Origin of the sequence: Mycobacterium sp. UM_Kg1, assembly GCF_000972925.1 — a bacterium.
Classification (GTDB): domain Bacteria; phylum Actinomycetota; class Actinomycetes; order Mycobacteriales; family Mycobacteriaceae; genus Mycobacterium; species Mycobacterium hiberniae.
The window spans coordinates 18091-33954 of sequence record NZ_JRMK01000036.1 but is presented as its reverse complement, the minus strand read 5'-3'; the positions used below and the strand labels follow the sequence as shown (position 1 = coordinate 33954).

The 15864-nt window shown below is 68.9% G+C and carries 13 protein-coding genes; 7 read left to right on the top strand and 6 right to left on the bottom strand.

Annotated elements, in window-relative coordinates; genetic code table 11:
• The first annotated feature begins 45 nt into the window (after positions 1–45).
• Both LI92_RS22225 and LI92_RS08150 read left to right on the top strand, forming a co-directional pair.
• A complete protein-coding gene (locus LI92_RS22225) occupies positions 46–219 on the top strand; it encodes a DUF2613 domain-containing protein (protein ID WP_013827163.1) in 174 nt (57 codons plus the stop codon).
• Between the two features lie 49 nt (positions 220–268).
• Positions 269–4528, top strand: coding sequence for an alpha-(1->3)-arabinofuranosyltransferase (locus tag LI92_RS08150; protein WP_152665384.1), 4260 nt, complete (start codon positions 269–271; stop codon positions 4526–4528).
• A gap of 83 nt (positions 4529–4611) precedes the next feature.
• Here the strand turns inward: LI92_RS08150 and LI92_RS08145 are convergent, their stop codons facing one another.
• Entirely contained in the window at positions 4612–5400 is a 789-nt protein-coding gene (locus LI92_RS08145; protein ID WP_286134936.1) for a hypothetical protein, read from the bottom strand.
• Positions 5401–5644: 244 nt separating this feature from the next.
• Here LI92_RS08145 and LI92_RS08140 point away from each other — a divergent pair, with 244 nt between their 5' ends.
• Positions 5645–7027, top strand: coding sequence for an NADP-dependent succinic semialdehyde dehydrogenase (locus tag LI92_RS08140; protein ID WP_046317899.1), 1383 nt, complete (start codon positions 5645–5647; stop codon positions 7025–7027).
• Between the two features lie 6 nt (positions 7028–7033).
• Here LI92_RS08140 and wrbA read toward each other — a convergent pair whose 3' ends face one another.
• Together wrbA and LI92_RS08130 are read right to left on the bottom strand one after the other, a co-directional pair.
• Positions 7034–7636, bottom strand: coding sequence for an NAD(P)H:quinone oxidoreductase (gene wrbA, locus LI92_RS08135; RefSeq protein WP_046317897.1), 603 nt, complete (start codon positions 7634–7636; stop codon positions 7034–7036).
• A gap of 58 nt (positions 7637–7694) precedes the next feature.
• Positions 7695–8789: an LLM class flavin-dependent oxidoreductase gene (locus tag LI92_RS08130; protein ID WP_046317905.1), complete on the bottom strand. Its 1095-nt coding sequence runs from the start codon at positions 8787–8789 to the stop codon at positions 7695–7697.
• Positions 8790–8940: 151 nt separating this feature from the next.
• Here LI92_RS08130 and LI92_RS08125 point away from each other — a divergent pair, with 151 nt between their 5' ends.
• Both LI92_RS08125 and LI92_RS08120 read left to right on the top strand, forming a co-directional pair.
• Positions 8941–9399, top strand: a complete 459-nt coding sequence (locus tag LI92_RS08125) for a MarR family winged helix-turn-helix transcriptional regulator (RefSeq protein WP_046317895.1) — start codon at positions 8941–8943, stop codon at positions 9397–9399.
• 53 nt (positions 9400–9452) lie between these two features.
• Positions 9453–10430, top strand: coding sequence for a phosphotriesterase family protein (locus tag LI92_RS08120; RefSeq protein WP_046317894.1), 978 nt, complete (start codon positions 9453–9455; stop codon positions 10428–10430).
• Between the two features lie 12 nt (positions 10431–10442).
• Here LI92_RS08120 and LI92_RS08115 read toward each other — a convergent pair whose 3' ends face one another.
• Both LI92_RS08115 and LI92_RS08110 read right to left on the bottom strand, forming a co-directional pair.
• Positions 10443–11018: a TetR/AcrR family transcriptional regulator gene (locus LI92_RS08115; protein ID WP_046317892.1), complete on the bottom strand. Its 576-nt coding sequence runs from the start codon at positions 11016–11018 to the stop codon at positions 10443–10445.
• A gap of 216 nt (positions 11019–11234) precedes the next feature.
• On the bottom strand, positions 11235–11828 hold the full coding sequence (locus LI92_RS08110; RefSeq protein ID WP_152665382.1) for a TetR/AcrR family transcriptional regulator: 594 nt from the start codon (positions 11826–11828) through the stop codon (positions 11235–11237).
• A 216-nt stretch (positions 11829–12044) separates the two neighbouring features.
• Between LI92_RS08110 and LI92_RS08105 the strand changes: the two genes are divergently transcribed.
• The gene (locus LI92_RS08105; protein ID WP_046317890.1) at positions 12045–13373 is read left to right on the top strand and encodes an oxygenase MpaB family protein; all 1329 of its coding nucleotides are present in this window, start codon (positions 12045–12047) and stop codon (positions 13371–13373) included.
• Here the strand turns inward: LI92_RS08105 and LI92_RS08100 are convergent.
• Positions 13310–14491, bottom strand: coding sequence for an acyltransferase family protein (locus tag LI92_RS08100; RefSeq protein WP_046317889.1), 1182 nt, complete (start codon positions 14489–14491; stop codon positions 13310–13312). The genes LI92_RS08105 and LI92_RS08100 overlap by 64 nt on opposite strands.
• A gap of 103 nt (positions 14492–14594) precedes the next feature.
• Between LI92_RS08100 and pgfA the strand changes: the two genes are divergently transcribed.
• Positions 14595–15863: a cell envelope lipid trafficking protein PgfA gene (pgfA, locus tag LI92_RS08095; RefSeq protein ID WP_192830005.1), complete on the top strand. Its 1269-nt coding sequence runs from the start codon at positions 14595–14597 to the stop codon at positions 15861–15863.
• Position 15864 lies beyond the last annotated feature (1 nt).

The window sequence follows — 15864 nt, the reverse complement described above, 5'->3', positions numbered from 1 at the left end:
GATGGCCCGACGAACACGTCACGACAGTGCAGAAGGAGCCTGACCATGCCTCGGTTCGTGGTACCGGCCGCCATCAGCATCGTCGTGGGGGTGTTACTCGGTGCCGCCGCCGTCTTCGGGGTCACGCTCATGGTGCAGCAGGACACCAAGCCGCAGATCGCTGGAGGGGACCCGCAGTCTTCGGTGCTGAACAGGGTTGAATACGGCAACCGCGGCTGACCTGCGCTCGCCGGCAACGCTCGACCAACTGCCGGCAACGTCGCAGGCGCTGAGTCCGCTGTCCCGGCGCTGGCTCTGGCTGGTGGGAGCCGCCGCGCTGGCCTGCAGCATGCTGCAGGCGCCCGGGCGGATCTCGCCGGACACCAAGCTTGATCTCACACTGGCTCCGCTGCGGTTCCTGGCGCGGGCCGCCAACCTGTGGAGCAGTGAGCTGCCGTTCGGCCAGGTGCAGAACCAGGCGTACGGCTACCTGTTTCCGCACGGCGCCTTTTTCCTGGCGGGTGATCTGCTGGGCCTGCCGGGCTGGTTGGTTCAGCGACTGTGGTGGGCCGTGCTGCTCACGGTGGCGTTCTGGGGCCTGCTGCGCGTCGCCGAGGCGTTGAGGATCGGCAGCCCCACGGCACGGCTGATCGGCGCCGCCGCGTTCGCCCTCTCACCGCGGGTGCTCACCACCTTGGGTTCGATCTCGTCGGAGACACTGCCGATGGCGCTGGCGCCGTGGGTGCTGCTGCCGGTGATCCGGGCGCTGGGACCTCCCGGCGATCCGGATCGGCAGGCACCGCAACGGTCCGCGCGGATGCTGGCCGGGCAGGCCGGCGTCGCAGTGGCGCTGATGGGCGCCGTCAATGCCGTCGCGACGCTGGCGGGTTGCCTGCCGGCCATGATCTGGTGGCTGTGCCACCGCCCGACCCGCCGCTGGTGGCGGTTCACCGGTTGGTGGCTGCTGGCGCTGACTTTGGCGGTGGCCTGGTGGCTGGTGGCCCTGGTGTTGCTGGGCCGGGTCAGCCCGCCGTTCTTGGATTTCATCGAATCGGCCGGTGTGACCACCCGGTGGACGTCGCTGACCGAGATGCTGCGCGGCACCCACAGTTGGACGCCGTTCGTCGCGCCGAACGCCACCGCGGGATCCCCGCTGGTCACCCGCCCGGTGCTGATCTTGGGGACCTGCTTGGTGGCCGCCGCCGGGCTGGCCGGGCTGACCGGCTTGCTCGTCGGGCGCACACCGGGCGCCGGACGGCTGGTCACCATGCTGCTGATCGGCGTGACACTGCTGGCCATCGGCTATGCGGGCGGACTGGGCTCCCCGCTGGCCCAACCGGTGCAGTCCTTCCTCGACGGGGCCGGCGCCCCGCTGCGCAACCTGCACAAGCTCGAGTCGGTGATCCGGATCCCGCTGGTCTTGGGGCTCGTCCACCTGCTGGGCCGCATCCCGCTGCCGGGCAGCGCCCCCCGGCCGGTGTGGAGGCGCGCGTTCGCCCACCCCGAGCACCACAAATCAGCCGCGGTGGGCCTGGTGATCCTGACGGCCCTGCTGGTCAGCACCTCGCTGGCCTGGACCGGCCGGCTCACGCCGCCGGGGACCTTCAGCGCCCTGCCGCAATATTGGCGTGACGCCGCGGCGTGGCTCGCCGAGCACAACGCCGGCGGGCCCACCCCGGGCCGCGTGCTCGTGGCACCGGGCGCGCCGTTCGCCACCCAGACCTGGGGAAACAGCCACGACGAGCCGCTGCAGGTCCTCGAGGCCGGCCCGTGGGGGGTGCGCGACTCGATCCCGCTGACACCGCCGCAGACCATCCGCGCGCTCGACTCGGTGCAGCGCCTGTTCGCCTCCGGCCGGCCGTCCGCCGGCCTGGCCGACACCCTGATCCGGCAGGGCATCTCCTACCTGGTGGTGCGCAACGACCTCGATCCCGACACCTCCCGCTCGGCGCGGCCACTGCTGGTTCACCGCGCCGTCGACGGCTCACCGGGGCTGCGGCGGGTGGCCCAGTTCGGCGATCCCGTCGGCTCGGGCTCGGTCCCGGGCTTCGTCGCCGACAGCGGCCTGCGGCCCGCGTATCCGGCGATCGAGATCTACCGGGTCGGTGATCCCGCGGCCGACGCAGACCCGGGCGCGCCCTATCTGGCCGATCTCGACGCGATGCCGCGCGTCGACGGCGGCCCCGAGGTGTTGCTGCGCCTCGACGAGCACCGCCGGCTGCGCGGCGAGCCGGCCCTGGGCCCGGTGTTGCTGACCGGGGACGCCCGGCGCGCGGGACTGCCCACCCCCGTGGTGACCGTCACCGACACCCCGCTGGCCCGCGAGACCGACTACGGCCGGGTGGACGACCACTCTTCGACGATCCGGGCCGCCGGCGACGCCCGGCACACCCTGAGCCGGGTCCCGGACTATCCGACGCCCGGCGCCAGCACCGTGTTCGGCGGTTGGCTCGGAGGCCGGCTCACCGCCTCCAGCTCGTCCTCGGACGCAACCACGCTGCCCGACGTGGCGCCGTCGACCTCCCCCGCGGCCGCCATCGACGGCGACTCCGGAACCGCCTGGGTCTCCAGCGCGCTGCAGTCGGCGGTCGGGCAATGGCTGCAGGTGGACTTCGACCATCCGCTGACCAACGGCATCATCACCGTGACGCCCAGCGCGACGGCCGTCGGCGCGCAGGTGCGGCGGATACAGATCTCCACCGTCAACGGCACCACCACGCTGCGCTTCGACCGGGCCGGCGAGCCGCTCACCGCCGCCCTGCCCTACGGCGAAACGCCGTGGGTGCGCATCACGGCATCCGGCACCGACGACGGCTCTCCGGGCGTGCAGTTCGGCATCACCGATTTGGCCGTCACCCAGTACGACGCCTCGGGTTTCGCCCATCCGGTCGACCTGCGACACACCGCGCTGGTCCCAGCGCCACCGGCGGCCGCGCAGGTGGCGCAGTGGGACCTGGGGGCGGGACTGCCGGGACGGGCCGGCTGCGCGCCGTTCGACGGCGCGGTGCGCTGCGCGGCGTCGATGATGCTGGAGCCCGAGGAGCCCGCCACCTTCAGCCGCACCCTGAACGTTCCGCGGGCCATGTCGGTGACCCCGACGGTCTGGGTGCGGCCACGGCAGAGCCCGCACCTGGTCGACCTGATCGCCGAACCGGGCGCCGCGCGGGCCCGCGGTGACGCCGACGTGCTCGATGTGCTCGGGTCGGCCTACGCCGCCGCCGACGGCGATCCGGGCACGGCGTGGACGGCGTCGCAACGGGTGGTCGCGCATCGATCGCCGCCCACCCTGACCGTCACCTTGCCGCGGCCGGTCCAAGTGACCGGATTGCGGTTCACCGCCAGCCGGTCTCCGCTGCCGGCGCGGCCGACCCTGGTCGCGATCGATCTGGGGTCGGGGCCGCAGGTTCGGGAAGTGGCCGAATCCGGTGAGCAGCAGGTGCGGTTGCTGCCGCACGTCACCGATACCGTGCGGATCAGCCTGCTGGGCTGGGACGACGTGATCGACCGCACCGCTATCGGCTTCGATCAGCTCAAACCGCCGGGCCTGGCCGAGGTCAGCGTGCTCGGCGCCGGCGGACGTCCGATCGCCCCCGCCGATCCCGCCCGCAACCGCTCGCGTGCGGTGCACGTCGACTGCGGGCAGGGACCGATCATCGCGATCGCCGGGCGGTTTGTGCACACCACGATCACCACGACTGTCGGCGCGTTGCTCGACGATCAGCCGGTGGCGGCTAAGGCGTGCGACCGACGTCCGATCGCGTTGCCGCCCGGCGCACAGGAGTTGGTGGTCAGCCCGGGGCCGGCGTTCGTGGTCGACAGCGCCACCTTGTCCGGTGCGGCTGCGGCCGTCGGCACCACCGAGACGACACCGGCGGTTTTGGGTTCGTGGGGCGCGGGCCGGCGCGAGGTGACGGTGCCCGGTGCGGCGGCCGGGCGGGTGCTGGTGGTTCCGGAGAGCATCAACAGCGGGTGGGTGGCTCGCCGTTCGGACGGCACCCCGCTGGCGCCGGTGGCGGTCAACGGATGGCAGCAGGGTTTTGTGCTGCCCGCCGGCACCGACGGCGCGATCACCCTGACCTTCGGGCCCAATCGGCTCTACCGGCTCGGGATGGCCGGCGGGCTGGCGCTGCTGCCGCTGCTGGCCCTGCTGGCCTGGTGGCCGGCGCGGCGCGCTCGCGATCCCGGTCCCCCGGCGCTGCCGTGGCAGCCGGGCCGCCGCGTGGTGGCGGGGGGTGCGCTGGCAGTCGGCTTCTTGATCGCCGGGCCCGCCGGAGCGGCGGTGTTCGGCGCGGCGATGGTCTTGCTGTGGGCGTTGCGGCATCGGCAACGGGCCTTCGACGCGGTCCGGCTGGGGTTGAGTGCCGGTGGGCTGACCGCCGCTGGGGCGATGCTGTGCCGGCATCCCTGGCGGTCGGTCGACGGCTACGCCGGCCACTCCGCCGGCGTCCAACTGGCGGCGCTGATCTCCCTCGCCGTCCTGTCAGCCACCGCCGTGGCGGTGGCGGTCGCAAGCTCGACGGAGTCGAGCGCAGCGGGCCACCACCGATAAACACCGCGGTCGCAAGCTCGACGGAGTCGAGCGCAGCGGGCCACCACCGATAAGCACCGCGGTCGCAAGCAGTGCCGTGCGAGCTAGGGCGCGGCTTCGAGCTTCTCGATCTGGGTGTTGAACAGCCGCACCAGGTCCTCGGCGTGGGTGGCATCCCCGGAATCGTCGGCATCGGGACGCAGTCCGATGTCGTTGCTGGTGGCAACGACCAGCACTCCGCGGTAGTAGCCGGAAATGGTGGACGCGGTGATCGAGATCGGCAGCCGGACAGTGGCCTTGCCGGCGCTCGTGATCACCGTCGCGACCGCCCACGGCGGCACCCCATCGGCCTCCAACGGTTCCAGCTGGATATCGGTGGTCACCGAACGCCCGCCCTGCTCGAAGGTCTGCGTGAAGGTTTTGCACTTCTCCACGAACCGTTTGAGGTTGGGGTGGTCCGGCGTCAGCGCCAGCCGCACCCGCATCGTGTGCAGGCCGCCGGGCTGAAACTTGGCCAAGGTCGCCGTCGCCGTCTGGGTGGCGGAGGCCGGACTGGAGTAGAAATCGGCACATTCGGGCGGGTCGACGGTCAGATTCGGCATATCCGACGGGGCGTCGCCGGCACTGTCGACGCCGCTGATCCACTTCCCGCCGGACGAGTCCGGGAATGCGGAGCGCTGGACCAGCATCTCCGACGACAGATTCGTGATGTCGGGCTTGCGCGACGGCTTGTCCTCGGCCGCGAACCGGCCGCCGAGCACCAGGACCAGTCCGGCGATCACCACGACCGCCACCGCGGCCAGCGACAGCCACAGCACTTTACGCGACTTGGGCTCGGGCTGACCCGGCACCGGCCACGGCGCACCGTAGGGCGGGACGCCACCGGGGGGCATGCCAGGTTCGTCCTGGACCCACAGTTGCCAGCCGGGAGGTGGGGGCGGCCAGGCCGGATCAGGCGCCCAGTTGGCATCCGGCGCCCAGCCAGGCGGCGGAGGCGGCCAGGTGGGCGGTGGGTTGAAACGCATCGGGCGGCTCCCGTATCGACGTACTGATGCTGGCTCGTGGCGAGCCTACGCGGTTCGATGGTGGCAGGCTGGACGTGTAGTCGTCACACTGCAGCACCGAAGGGGGTTCCGCGTGCCCGCAACACCGATAGCGACGATCAACCCGGCAACCGGGGAAACGGTCAAGACGTTCACCGCCGCCGGCGACGCCGAAGTCGACGCCGCGATCACCCGCGCGGCCAATAGGTTCGTCACATACCGTCGCACCGATTTCGACCAGCGGGCCCGATGGATGCACGCCGCGGCCGACCTGCTCGAAGCCGAGGCCGACGAGGTCGCCGCCATGATGACCCTGGAGATGGGCAAGACCCTGGCAGCGGCAAAGGCCGAAGCACTCAAGTGTGTCAAGGGCTTCCGTTATTACGCCGAGCACAGCGAGCAACTGCTGGCCGACGAGATCGCCGACGCGCCGAAGGTCAACGCGTCCAAGGCGTTCGCGCGCTATCAGCCGCTCGGGGTGGTGCTGGCGGTGATGCCGTGGAACTTCCCGCTGTGGCAGGCCGTGCGGTTTGCCGCCCCGGCCTTGATGGCCGGCAACGTGGGACTGCTCAAGCACGCCTCGAACGTGCCCCAGACAGCCCTGTACCTCGCCGAACTGTTGTCCCGGGCCGGCTTTCCCGAGGGTTGCTTCCAGACCCTGCTGATCCCGTCGGGGGCGGTCGAGCGTGTGCTGCGCGACCCGCGGGTGGCCGCGGCGACGCTGACCGGTAGCGAACCCGCCGGCCGTTCGATAGCCGCCATCGCCGGCGATGAGATCAAACACACCGTGCTGGAACTGGGCGGCAGCGACCCGTTCATCGTGATGCCCTCGGCCGACGTGGCCTCGGCGGTTGCAACCGCGGTGACCGCGCGGGTACAGAACAACGGTCAATCATGTATCGCAGCAAAGCGATTCATCGTCCACGCGGACATCTACGAGGACTTCACCACCCAGTTCGTCAGTCAGATGTCAGCTCTTCGGGTAGGCGATCCGACCGATCCGGACACCGACATCGGACCGCTGGCAACCGAGGCGGGACGCGACGAGGTCGCGCAACAGGTGGATGCCGCCGCGGCCGCCGGAGCGGTGATCCGTTGCGGTGGAAAGCGGCTCAACCGGCCCGGGTGGTTCTACCCGCCCACCGTGATCACCGACATCACCCGTGACATGGCGATCTTCACCGAGGAGGTGTTCGGGCCGGTGGCGTCGGTGTACTGCGCCGCAGACATCGACGAGGCCATCGAGATCGCCAACGCCAGCCCGTTCGGCCTGGGCTCCAACGCCTGGACCCGCGACGAAGCCGAGATCAACCGTTTCACCGACGAGATCGAGGCCGGGCAGGTGTTCATCAACGGGATGACGGTGTCCTACCCGGAGTTGCCGTTCGGCGGGATCAAGCGGTCCGGGTACGGCCGCGAGCTCTCGGGCCACGGCATCCGGGAGTTCTGCAACCTCAAGACGGTGTGGGTGGCCTGAGGCCGGTCATGAGCCCGCGATCTTGGCGGCGATGCCCACCACCCGGGTGGCCAGGTGGTCGAGTGCGGCAAGGGTGGGCTTGTCCAGCTGGTTCTGGTTGTCCGCGCCGGTGACGTGGCCGACGCCATAGGGGTTGCCGTCGGCGAACTTGATCGGGTCGGTGTAGCCCGGCGGCACCAGGATGCCGCCGAAATGCATCAGCGACACGTACAGGTTCAGCAGCGTGGCCTCCTGCCCGCCGTGCGCGGTCTGACTTGAGGTGAACCCGGCGTAGACCTTGTCGGCGAGTTCGCCCTTGGCCCACAGGCCGCCCAGCCCGTCGATGAAGTTCCGGAACTGCGCCGCGGGGGAACCGAATCGGGTGGGCGAGCCGAAGATGACGGCATCCGCCCAGACGATGTCGTCGCCGGTGGCGGCGGGCAGGTCTTTGGTGGCTACGTAGTTGGCGGTCCACGCCGGGTTGTGGGCGAAGCTCGCCGGATCGCGCGTCTCCTCGATGTGCCGCACCCGCACCTCCGCGCCGGCGGCCTCACCTGCCCGGGCCACTCGCTGGGCCATCGCGGTGCCGTGTCCGGTGGCCGAGTAGTAGATAACCGCCAGCTTCGTCATTGCCTTCTCTCCTTGGTTGTTGTGCGTGTCAGTTCCCGCCGGTCGGCAGGACTTGCCTTCACGATGCCTCCCGGATCGGTGTGCGCCCGGCCGCGACGAGGGATTGGTGAGTGGGCGCTGCGGGAACGTGTGCGGGCCGGCCGACGGCGAACTCTTTGCGCAACACCGGCACAACGTGCTCCCCCAGCAGATCGAGCTGTTCGAGCACGGTCTTCAGCGGCAGCCCCGCATGGTCGATCAGGAAGAGCTGGCGCTGGTAGTCGCCGACGTATTCCCGAAACCCCAGAGTCTTGTCGATCACCTGCTGGGGCGAACCGACTGTCAGGGGCGTCTGGGCGCTGAACTCCTCGAGACTGGGCCCGTGGCCGTACACCGGGGCGTTGTCGAAGTACGGCCGGAACTCGTTCACCGCGTCTTGACTGTTGGGCCGCAGGAACACCTGGCCGCCAAGACCCACGATCGCCTGGTCGGCACCACCGTGGCCGTGGTGTTCGAAACGCTCGCGGTAGAGCTGCACCATCCGCTGGGTGTGCGATGCCGGCCAGAAGATGTGGTTGGCGAAGAAGCCGTCGCCGTACAACGCGGCGAGTTCGGCGATTTCGGGACTGCGGATCGACCCGTGCCAGACGAACGGCGCAACTCCGTCCAGCGGGCGCGGCGCCAGGGTGAAACCGCGCAACGGAGCGCGGTACTGACCGGTCCAGTCGACGACCTCCTCGCGCCACAACCGGCGCAACAGCTGGTAGTTCTCCACGGTCAGCGGCAGCGCGGACCGGATGTCCCTGCCGAACCAGGGGTAGACCGGTCCGGTGTTTCCGCGACCCAGCATCAGATCCACCCGGCCATCGGCGAGGTGTTGCAGCACGCTGTAGTCCTCGGCGATCTTCACCGGGTCGTTGGTGGTGATCAGCGTGGTCGCGGTGCTGAGCACGATGCGCTCGGTCCGCGCTGCGAGGTAGCCCAGCAGCGTGGTCGGCGACGACGGCACGAATGGCGGGTTGTGGTGCTCGCCGGTGGCGAACACGTCCAGACCGACCTCCTCGGCCTTTTTCGCGATCGCCACGGTCGCCCGGATCCGCTCCGCCTCAGTTGGCGTACGACCGGTGGTCGGGTCGGCGGTGACATCGCCGACGGTGAAGATGCCGAACTGCATACCGGTGTTGGTCACGCGAAGCCCTCCTTGGCTGTTCACTCTAGCTGTTAGTTGCGAACGAAACTAGTTTTCGATTCATTCCTGAGATGGATTGCGGATATAGCGGGCAGCTCGCCGGTCCAGTGATGCTCGAAGCAACTACATTGGGAGCATGGACACGCGCTGGCTCAGCCAGAAGGAACAACACATGTGGCGCGGCTATCTCGACAGCACACGCCTGCTGCTGCGCAGCCTGGACCGGCAACTGACCGCCGACTCAGGACTGAGCCTGTCCGATTTCGAGATTCTGGCGCTGTTGTCCGAGGCGCCGGAGCGCCGGCTGCGCATGAACGAGCTGGCCGATATCACCGTGACCACCCGCAGTGGGGTCACCCGTGCGGTCAAACGGCTGACCGACGCCGGCTGGGTCCGCCAGGTCAGGTGTGAGGAAGACAAACGCGGGCAGTACGCCGAACTCACCGACTCGGGCCTCGACAAACTGCGAACGGCCGCGCCGGGTCATGTCGCAGCGGTGCGCGCCGGCCTGTTCGATTCCCTGAGCCCTCGCGAGGTGGAGTTGTTCAGCCACTCCTACGCCCGCATCCGCGACAATCTGCTGGAGCACCCGTAGGCAGTATCGGCGAAGACGATCGGCCGCGGCCGCAAGGTCCATACGATCGGGCCATGTCGCAATGCCAGACCGCACGCGGTCCCATCAACACCGCCGACCTCGGCGTCACGCTGATGCACGAGCACGTGTTCATCATGACCACCGAGCTGGCCCAGAACTATCCGGAAGTCTGGGGCGACGAGGACGCCCGGGTGGCCGACGCGATCGCCCGGCTCAACGAGCTCAAAGCCGCCGGCGTGGACACCATCGTCGATCTGACGGTGATCGGGCTGGGCCGCTACATTCCGCGGATCGCACGGGTCGCGGCCGGAACCGAGCTCAACATCGTGGTGGCGACCGGGCTCTACACCTATGACGACATCCCGTTCTTCTACCACTTCCGCGGCCCCGGCACGCTGCTGGACGGCCCGGAGCTGATGGCCGACATGTTCGTCCGCGACATCGAGTCCGGCATCGCCGACACGGGGATCAAGGCTGGAATCCTCAAGTGCGCCACCGACGAACCGGGCGTCACTCCCGGCGTCGAGCGGGTGCTGCGCGCCGTGGCCAACGCCCACCGGCGTACCGGCGTTCCGATCTCCACCCACACCCATGCCGGCACCCGGCGCGGCCTGGAACAGCAGCGGATCTTTGAAGAAGAAGGCGTCGACCTGTCCCGGGTGGTGATCGGCCACTCCGGCGACAGCACCGATCTGGGCTACCTGGAGGAACTGATCGCGGCGGGATCGTATCTGGGCATGGACCGCTTCGGCATCGACATGTTCCTACCGTTCGAGGAGCGGGTGAACACCGTGGCGGCCATGTGCGAGCGCGGCCACGCCGACAAAATGGTGCTCTCCCACGACGCCAACTGCTACTTCGACGCCCTACCCGGCGACCTGAGCGCGACGGCCGCACCCAACTGGCACTACCTGCACATCCACAATGACGTGCTGCCCGCACTGCGCCGGCGCGGCGTCACCGAGGACCAGTTGCACACCATGCTGGTCGTCAACCCGCGCAAGATCTTCGAGCACTCCGGGGCCTACTGACGGCCCCGGAGGTCACCCCACCAACGAACCGGCGCGCACGGCCAAGGTCCGCACCAACGCCTGGAGTCGCTCGCGGGTGGCGGATTCGGGATCGCTGAGTCGCAACTGCAGAAGCTCACAGGCGGCCGCCTGCAACATGCGGGCGGTGTAGTCGGGGTCGGGCAGACCGGGGTAGCTGCGCAGCAACTCGCCCACCAGATAGGCGCGCACCACTTCCTGCGCCTGGGCAAGCCGCTCGTGCAGTTCCGGCGGCGCCCCCTGCGGCGGCGACAGAAACAGTCGCCACGTGGCGGGCTGAGCATCGACGGCCTCGACCACGCTGTCGAACCGGCTGACCAGCACGCCGTCCGCGTAGGCTTCGGTGGTCGCGGAGATCACCTCGGCGAACTGGGCGCCCGCCCGCGCGGCCTCGCGATCGATGAGCGCGACGAACAAGCCTGCGGGGTCACCGAACTGCTGATAGATCAGCGATCGGTTGATACCGGCCTCGCGGGCTATCCGGTTCGGAGTGGCGGCGTGAAATCCCTCGGCGTCGACGATGGCGTGCGTGACATCGAGGATCTGGTTCCGCCGGGCCTGCGCCGTCATCCGCCGTCGCGACGGCCCCGAAGTCATGGCTGACAGCATAAGTAGCTTCCTGTTGCTAGAGGTACCAGCAACCTGTGAGTTTGTGAAGTCCGGCGGTCAAGCGGGCTGACTCAGGGCAACAGCCCTACAGCGGGTCTGAATCTCCCGGCATCGCAATCGATTACACACCGACCAGGAGATCCGGCACAGCACAGCAGCGGCGATCGGGGCCGCACCTCACCAGACCAGGCGCGCAAGGTGCGTTTCCGCATAGTCGCGGACCGCCACGGTGTCGTTGATGTCGAGCACTCCGCCTCGGTTGGTGAGCAGCGATCCGACCAGGCGCACCAAGATCTCCGCGGTGGTCTGCACGGCTTCGTCGGGCATGGTGGTTCCGCACAGTCGCAGCGTCGCGGCAACCAGATTGCTGGCGCGCATCAAAGCCCGCTCCCCCTTGGGCGTGTTGAGCCCGATGAGAAGTTCCGGCTCGTTGGCGATCACCGCGGTGGCCAGCGGGCTCTCGGTGATGCGCCGCATGGCGAGGGTGAAGCATTCCACGATGGCACCGGCCGCGTCCTGGGCGCGGGCGGCGTGGCCGAGCTCGACAAACAACACTTGGGTGTCGGCCTCGATGAGTTGCTCGAAGAGCGCCTCTTTGGTGGGGAAATGCCGGTACAGCGTGCGGCGGCTCACACCGGCGCGCTGAGCCACGGCATCGATGTTGGCCCGGCGAAAGCCGTGCCCGGCGAACTCGACCCGTGCGGCCTCGAGGATCGCGCCTGCCGTGCCGCCCATGGCATCGCCCACTGTGACCGATGCCGGACTGGCCATGTCGCCCTTCCTGTCCTGTGCGGCGGTGAGCCGAGCCGATACGCGGCGGCCGCCTCTGTCAGCGGGGACTTCCCGCGTGTTATCGTGACACAATTACATAATTTTGTGCCATTGTGCGGGGTTCGTGCTGCGCGGCCCGGTGTCGCCACCGAATTCACCGTCGGCCGGCACGCCAGACCGATCACGCGGAATCTGCCAGTCATCGGAGGTTCTTGGATGCCCACGCACTACCCCGAGCTGTACGAGCGCGTCCGCCGCCAGGCCGAGCTGCTCCCGGCTCTTTACGGCGACCTGAACTTCGATGTGCAGCCCTACCGCACGGCGCTGGCCCCCGACGACGTCTCGTCGCTGCCCGGCAATCCGGCTACCCGGGCCCAGTTGCTGGCCGACGATGCCGCCGTCGAGCTGATCACGACGGCCACCTGGCTGGGCGACGTGGTGTCGGACTCCTACGCCGCATTGATGGGCCAATACAGCGTCAGCACCCTGATCGGCATGCTCAAGCAGGCTTGCCGGCACGGAATCGACGCGGTGCCCGACGCGCCGCCGGAGCTGGCCGCGTTCATCGCCGACCTGGAGGCCACCCCGGACTGGCTGGATATGGATCTGGTCCGTAAGGGTGCAGAACACTCCCGAGTCCCGATGGCGCTGTTGGCGCCGTTCGTGGTCCGCGGTGCTTTCATCGCAACCTTCCTCAACACCTATGCCGCGCTGCCGATGGCACTGACCGGGGCGCTGTCGGGCAAGCGTGCTGCCGCGCGGGTCAACGAGACCACCAGTTTCTTCACCGTCACCACGCTGCCCGGCGCACTGGACCGGTACGGCCCGGGCTTCGAGGCAGCGGCCATGGTTCGGCTGATGCACTCGATGGTCCGCTTCAACGCGCTCAAGCGTTCCCCGAAGTGGGACATCGGCGTCTACGGCCTGCCGATTCCGCAGCTCGACCAGATGCCGGCCGGCATGATCAACCTCTTTGTGCTGGCGATGGACGCCCGGCGCCAAAAGCGCACGGAGTTCACACCGAGCGAGCGTGCTCAGGTGGAGTTCACCCGCTACCGCTGCGTTCTGCTCGGCCTGCCCGAGGAGCTGCTGCCGACCACACCCGACGAGATCATCCGGGTGTTCAGCGCCCGCGCCGCGCTGCTGCGCGACGACTTCGACGACGCCACCTGTGGGGAGTTGGTCCGCTCGACCATGGCTGCCTACCTGCGCCAGGAGACCACGCTGCGTGAGCGCATCGCCGACGCGGTCGAGAAGAGCTACAGCAAGGTGTTTTTCGTCAAGAACTTCTGCGGCGGTAAGCGTGACGTAGCCAAGAAGATGAGCGTCACGCTCACTGCGGGTGATTATGCGCGGATCGCGCTGACGGCTCCGTTCGTGGCGGGCCGCATGCTGGTGGTCCAGCGCGCCGTGCGCACCCCGGGCCTGCGCCGGCTGACAAGGGCCTACGTGCTCCGGCTGCTCAAGCGGCGGCTGAAGGCCTACGGCACGCCCGAATTCACCAGCGACTCCGCCGAATACACTCCCTCAGGCAAAGCCGCCTGAGCGCGCTCGGGGCGATGCCGCGTTTCCCAGCCCCGTAGCTTCTCGCGGCACGGCTGCTCCACCAGGGCATAGCTGACCGCGGCGATCGCGACGGTGAAAACCATCGTCAGCGCCAGCACCACCGCCATGTCCCCGGTGAACGCGAATCGGCCGATGACGGGAAACACCATGTCCAGGGCCGCCAGATGCCAGATGAAGATTCCGTACGACCAGCGGCCCAGGGTCACCATCGGCGCACTGGCCAAGAACCGGTGCGCGGTGTCGGGCCGGTCCAGCACCAGGGGGGCCAACAGGGACCACGCCAGCACCCCACCCATCGCGGTCCGCACGATGAACTGCTCGACGGTTGCCGAGGTGAGCCCTTCCGGACCGGCCAGGGGTGAGGCCGCCACCAGAAACGCCACCAGGGTCACGCCCGCCATCGGCAGCCGCCGGCGGGCCAGCCGGTGCACCCAGCCGACCGGGCTGTAGGTCCACTCCGCGAGCAGCATGCCCGCCCCGAACCAGCAGCCGTAGGCCGGCGCCCAGTTCAGCGGGTTCACCCCGTAGGGCGTATGGATCGGCAGGTATCCCCAGCCGAGGCTGAGCAGCGCCACGGCCGCGATCGCCGGAATTCGCGCGCGTACCGGCAACCAGCGCGCCGCCAGCGCCAGCAGCGGCAGCGCGAGGTAGAAGCTGACCTCCACCGCCAGACTCCACATCTGGGTCAGTCCCGGGGTCAGCGTCAGCGGCACATAGATCTGCGTCATGGTGAGGTTGGCCAGCCAGACCGTCAGACTGGCTCCCCCGGCGTCGGGGAGCAGCGCCAGCACCACCACCACCGCCACGAGGTAGGCCGGCATGATCCGCACCAGCCGCGACCGCAGGTAATGGCCGGTCGGCGGCGCCGGACGCAACCCCCGCGCGGCGGCGGCATGCCCCCGCCACAACAGGAATCCGCTCAGCGCGAAGAACACCGCCACGGCCATGTCGAACCTGCCCCACAACCGGCCGCTGATCCCCGACGAGTGCCCGGTCTGAAATGCCACATGGGTGATCACCACGCCGATAGCCGCACAGGCGCGCATACCCTCGACAGCGGGCAGGAAGCTGCGAACACCACCCACCTGCTGGTTCATCTGATCAGGGACCGAGGCTTCGATGGACACACAGTAGCTGTTTCATCTGCTGCTGTTAGGGTCGAACAAATTTAGGTGCGGGTTCAACTGGAGGGTGCGGCGCGTGAACCGAGCAATCATGATGCGTATCGCGGCATGCGCAGTCATGGGCCTCGGCGCCGCCCTGCTGATCGCGGCCCTGTTGCTGTCTACCTATACCGCGGGCAAGATCGCCAAGATCCCGCTCGATCTCGACGTCACGCTGGTCGGCAACGGCAGCGGCGCCGCCCTGGACCCGGAGTCCCTGGGCCGGGAACACGCCGTCGTGGACCACGATGTGCCGCTGGTGTCACAGGAGCAGATCACGGTTGAGTCGCCGGCCAACGCCGACGTGGTGACCTTGCAGGTCGGTTCGTCGCTGCGGCGCGGGGATCGGCAGAAGGACACCGGCCTGCTGCTGGCGATCGTCGACACCGTGACCCTCAACCGCACTACGGCCCGGGCGATTTCCGATGACACCCACCCGGGTGGCTCGGTGCAGCGACCGCGCAATTTCGAGGACGAGAACCCGCCCACCAATATCGCGCTGCCCCACGAGGGACTGTCCTACCGGTTCCCCTTCGACACCAAGAAGCAGTCCTACCAGTACTTCGACCCGATCGCCCAGAAGGCCTACGAGGCCAACTACGAGGGCGAGGACGACGTCAACGGGCTGACCACTTACCGTTTCGTGCAGAACGTCGGCTACGACGAAGACGGCAGCCTCAACGAGCCGATCCGCTACCCGTCGCTGTACGGCCACGACGAAGACGGCGAGATCACCGCGCCGGCCCGGATGTGGAACATCGAAGGCGCCGATCCCGACGAGGACATCACGATGACGCGGTACTACGCCGCGCAGCGCACGATGTGGGTCGACCCTGTCTCGGGCACCATCGTCAAGTCGAAGGTGCACGCCAACCACTACTTCGCTCGTGACCCGCTCAAGCCGGAGGTCGCACTGGTGGACTACACGGTCACCAGCTCCGAGGAGACCGTTGAGGCGCAGGTCGACGCCGCCCGCAACGAGCGGGATCGCGTAGCCCTGTGGTCGCGGGTCCTGCCGATCACCTTCACCGCCGCGGGTCTGATCTGTCTGCTCAGCGGTGTCCTGGTCGGCTGGTTCAGCCTGCCCGCCGAGGCCGCTCTGGGACGCCCCGGCCGCCTGGGCTCCGAGGAGGGGTTCTTCGGCGGGTTCGCGCCCAAGTCGCCGACCGCCCAGCAACCGTCGGGAGCTGAGGCCGAGACCGAGAAGCTGCCGACGCAACGTCCCCAACTGGACCGGCCCCCGGCGCCACCCGAGCCGAGCGCCCCGGATCGCGGCACCCCGGATTCGGCGCCCGACCAACCGTAGT

Bases quoted from the DNA above. Each gene is read 5' to 3' on its own strand.
- LI92_RS08120 (WP_046317894.1), top strand. From the start codon at position 9,453: ATGTCGCAATGCCAGACCGCACGCGGTCCCATCAACACCGCCGACCTC.
- LI92_RS08130 (WP_046317905.1), bottom strand. From the start codon at position 8,789: ATGCAGTTCGGCATCTTCACCGTCGGCGATGTCACCGCCGACCCGACC.
- LI92_RS08100 (WP_046317889.1), bottom strand. From the start codon at position 14,491: ATGAACCAGCAGGTGGGTGGTGTTCGCAGCTTCCTGCCCGCTGTCGAG.
- LI92_RS08105 (WP_046317890.1), top strand. From the start codon at position 12,045: ATGCCCACGCACTACCCCGAGCTGTACGAGCGCGTCCGCCGCCAGGCC.
- LI92_RS08115 (WP_046317892.1), bottom strand. From the start codon at position 11,018: ATGACGGCGCAGGCCCGGCGGAACCAGATCCTCGATGTCACGCACGCC.
- LI92_RS22225 (WP_013827163.1), top strand. From the start codon at position 46: ATGCCTCGGTTCGTGGTACCGGCCGCCATCAGCATCGTCGTGGGGGTG.
- wrbA (WP_046317897.1), bottom strand. From the start codon at position 7,636: ATGACGAAGCTGGCGGTTATCTACTACTCGGCCACCGGACACGGCACC.
- LI92_RS08125 (WP_046317895.1), top strand. From the start codon at position 8,941: ATGGACACGCGCTGGCTCAGCCAGAAGGAACAACACATGTGGCGCGGC.
- LI92_RS08110 (WP_152665382.1), bottom strand. From the start codon at position 11,828: ATGGCCAGTCCGGCATCGGTCACAGTGGGCGATGCCATGGGCGGCACG.
- LI92_RS08145 (WP_286134936.1), bottom strand. From the start codon at position 5,400: ATGCCCCCCGGTGGCGTCCCGCCCTACGGTGCGCCGTGGCCGGTGCCG.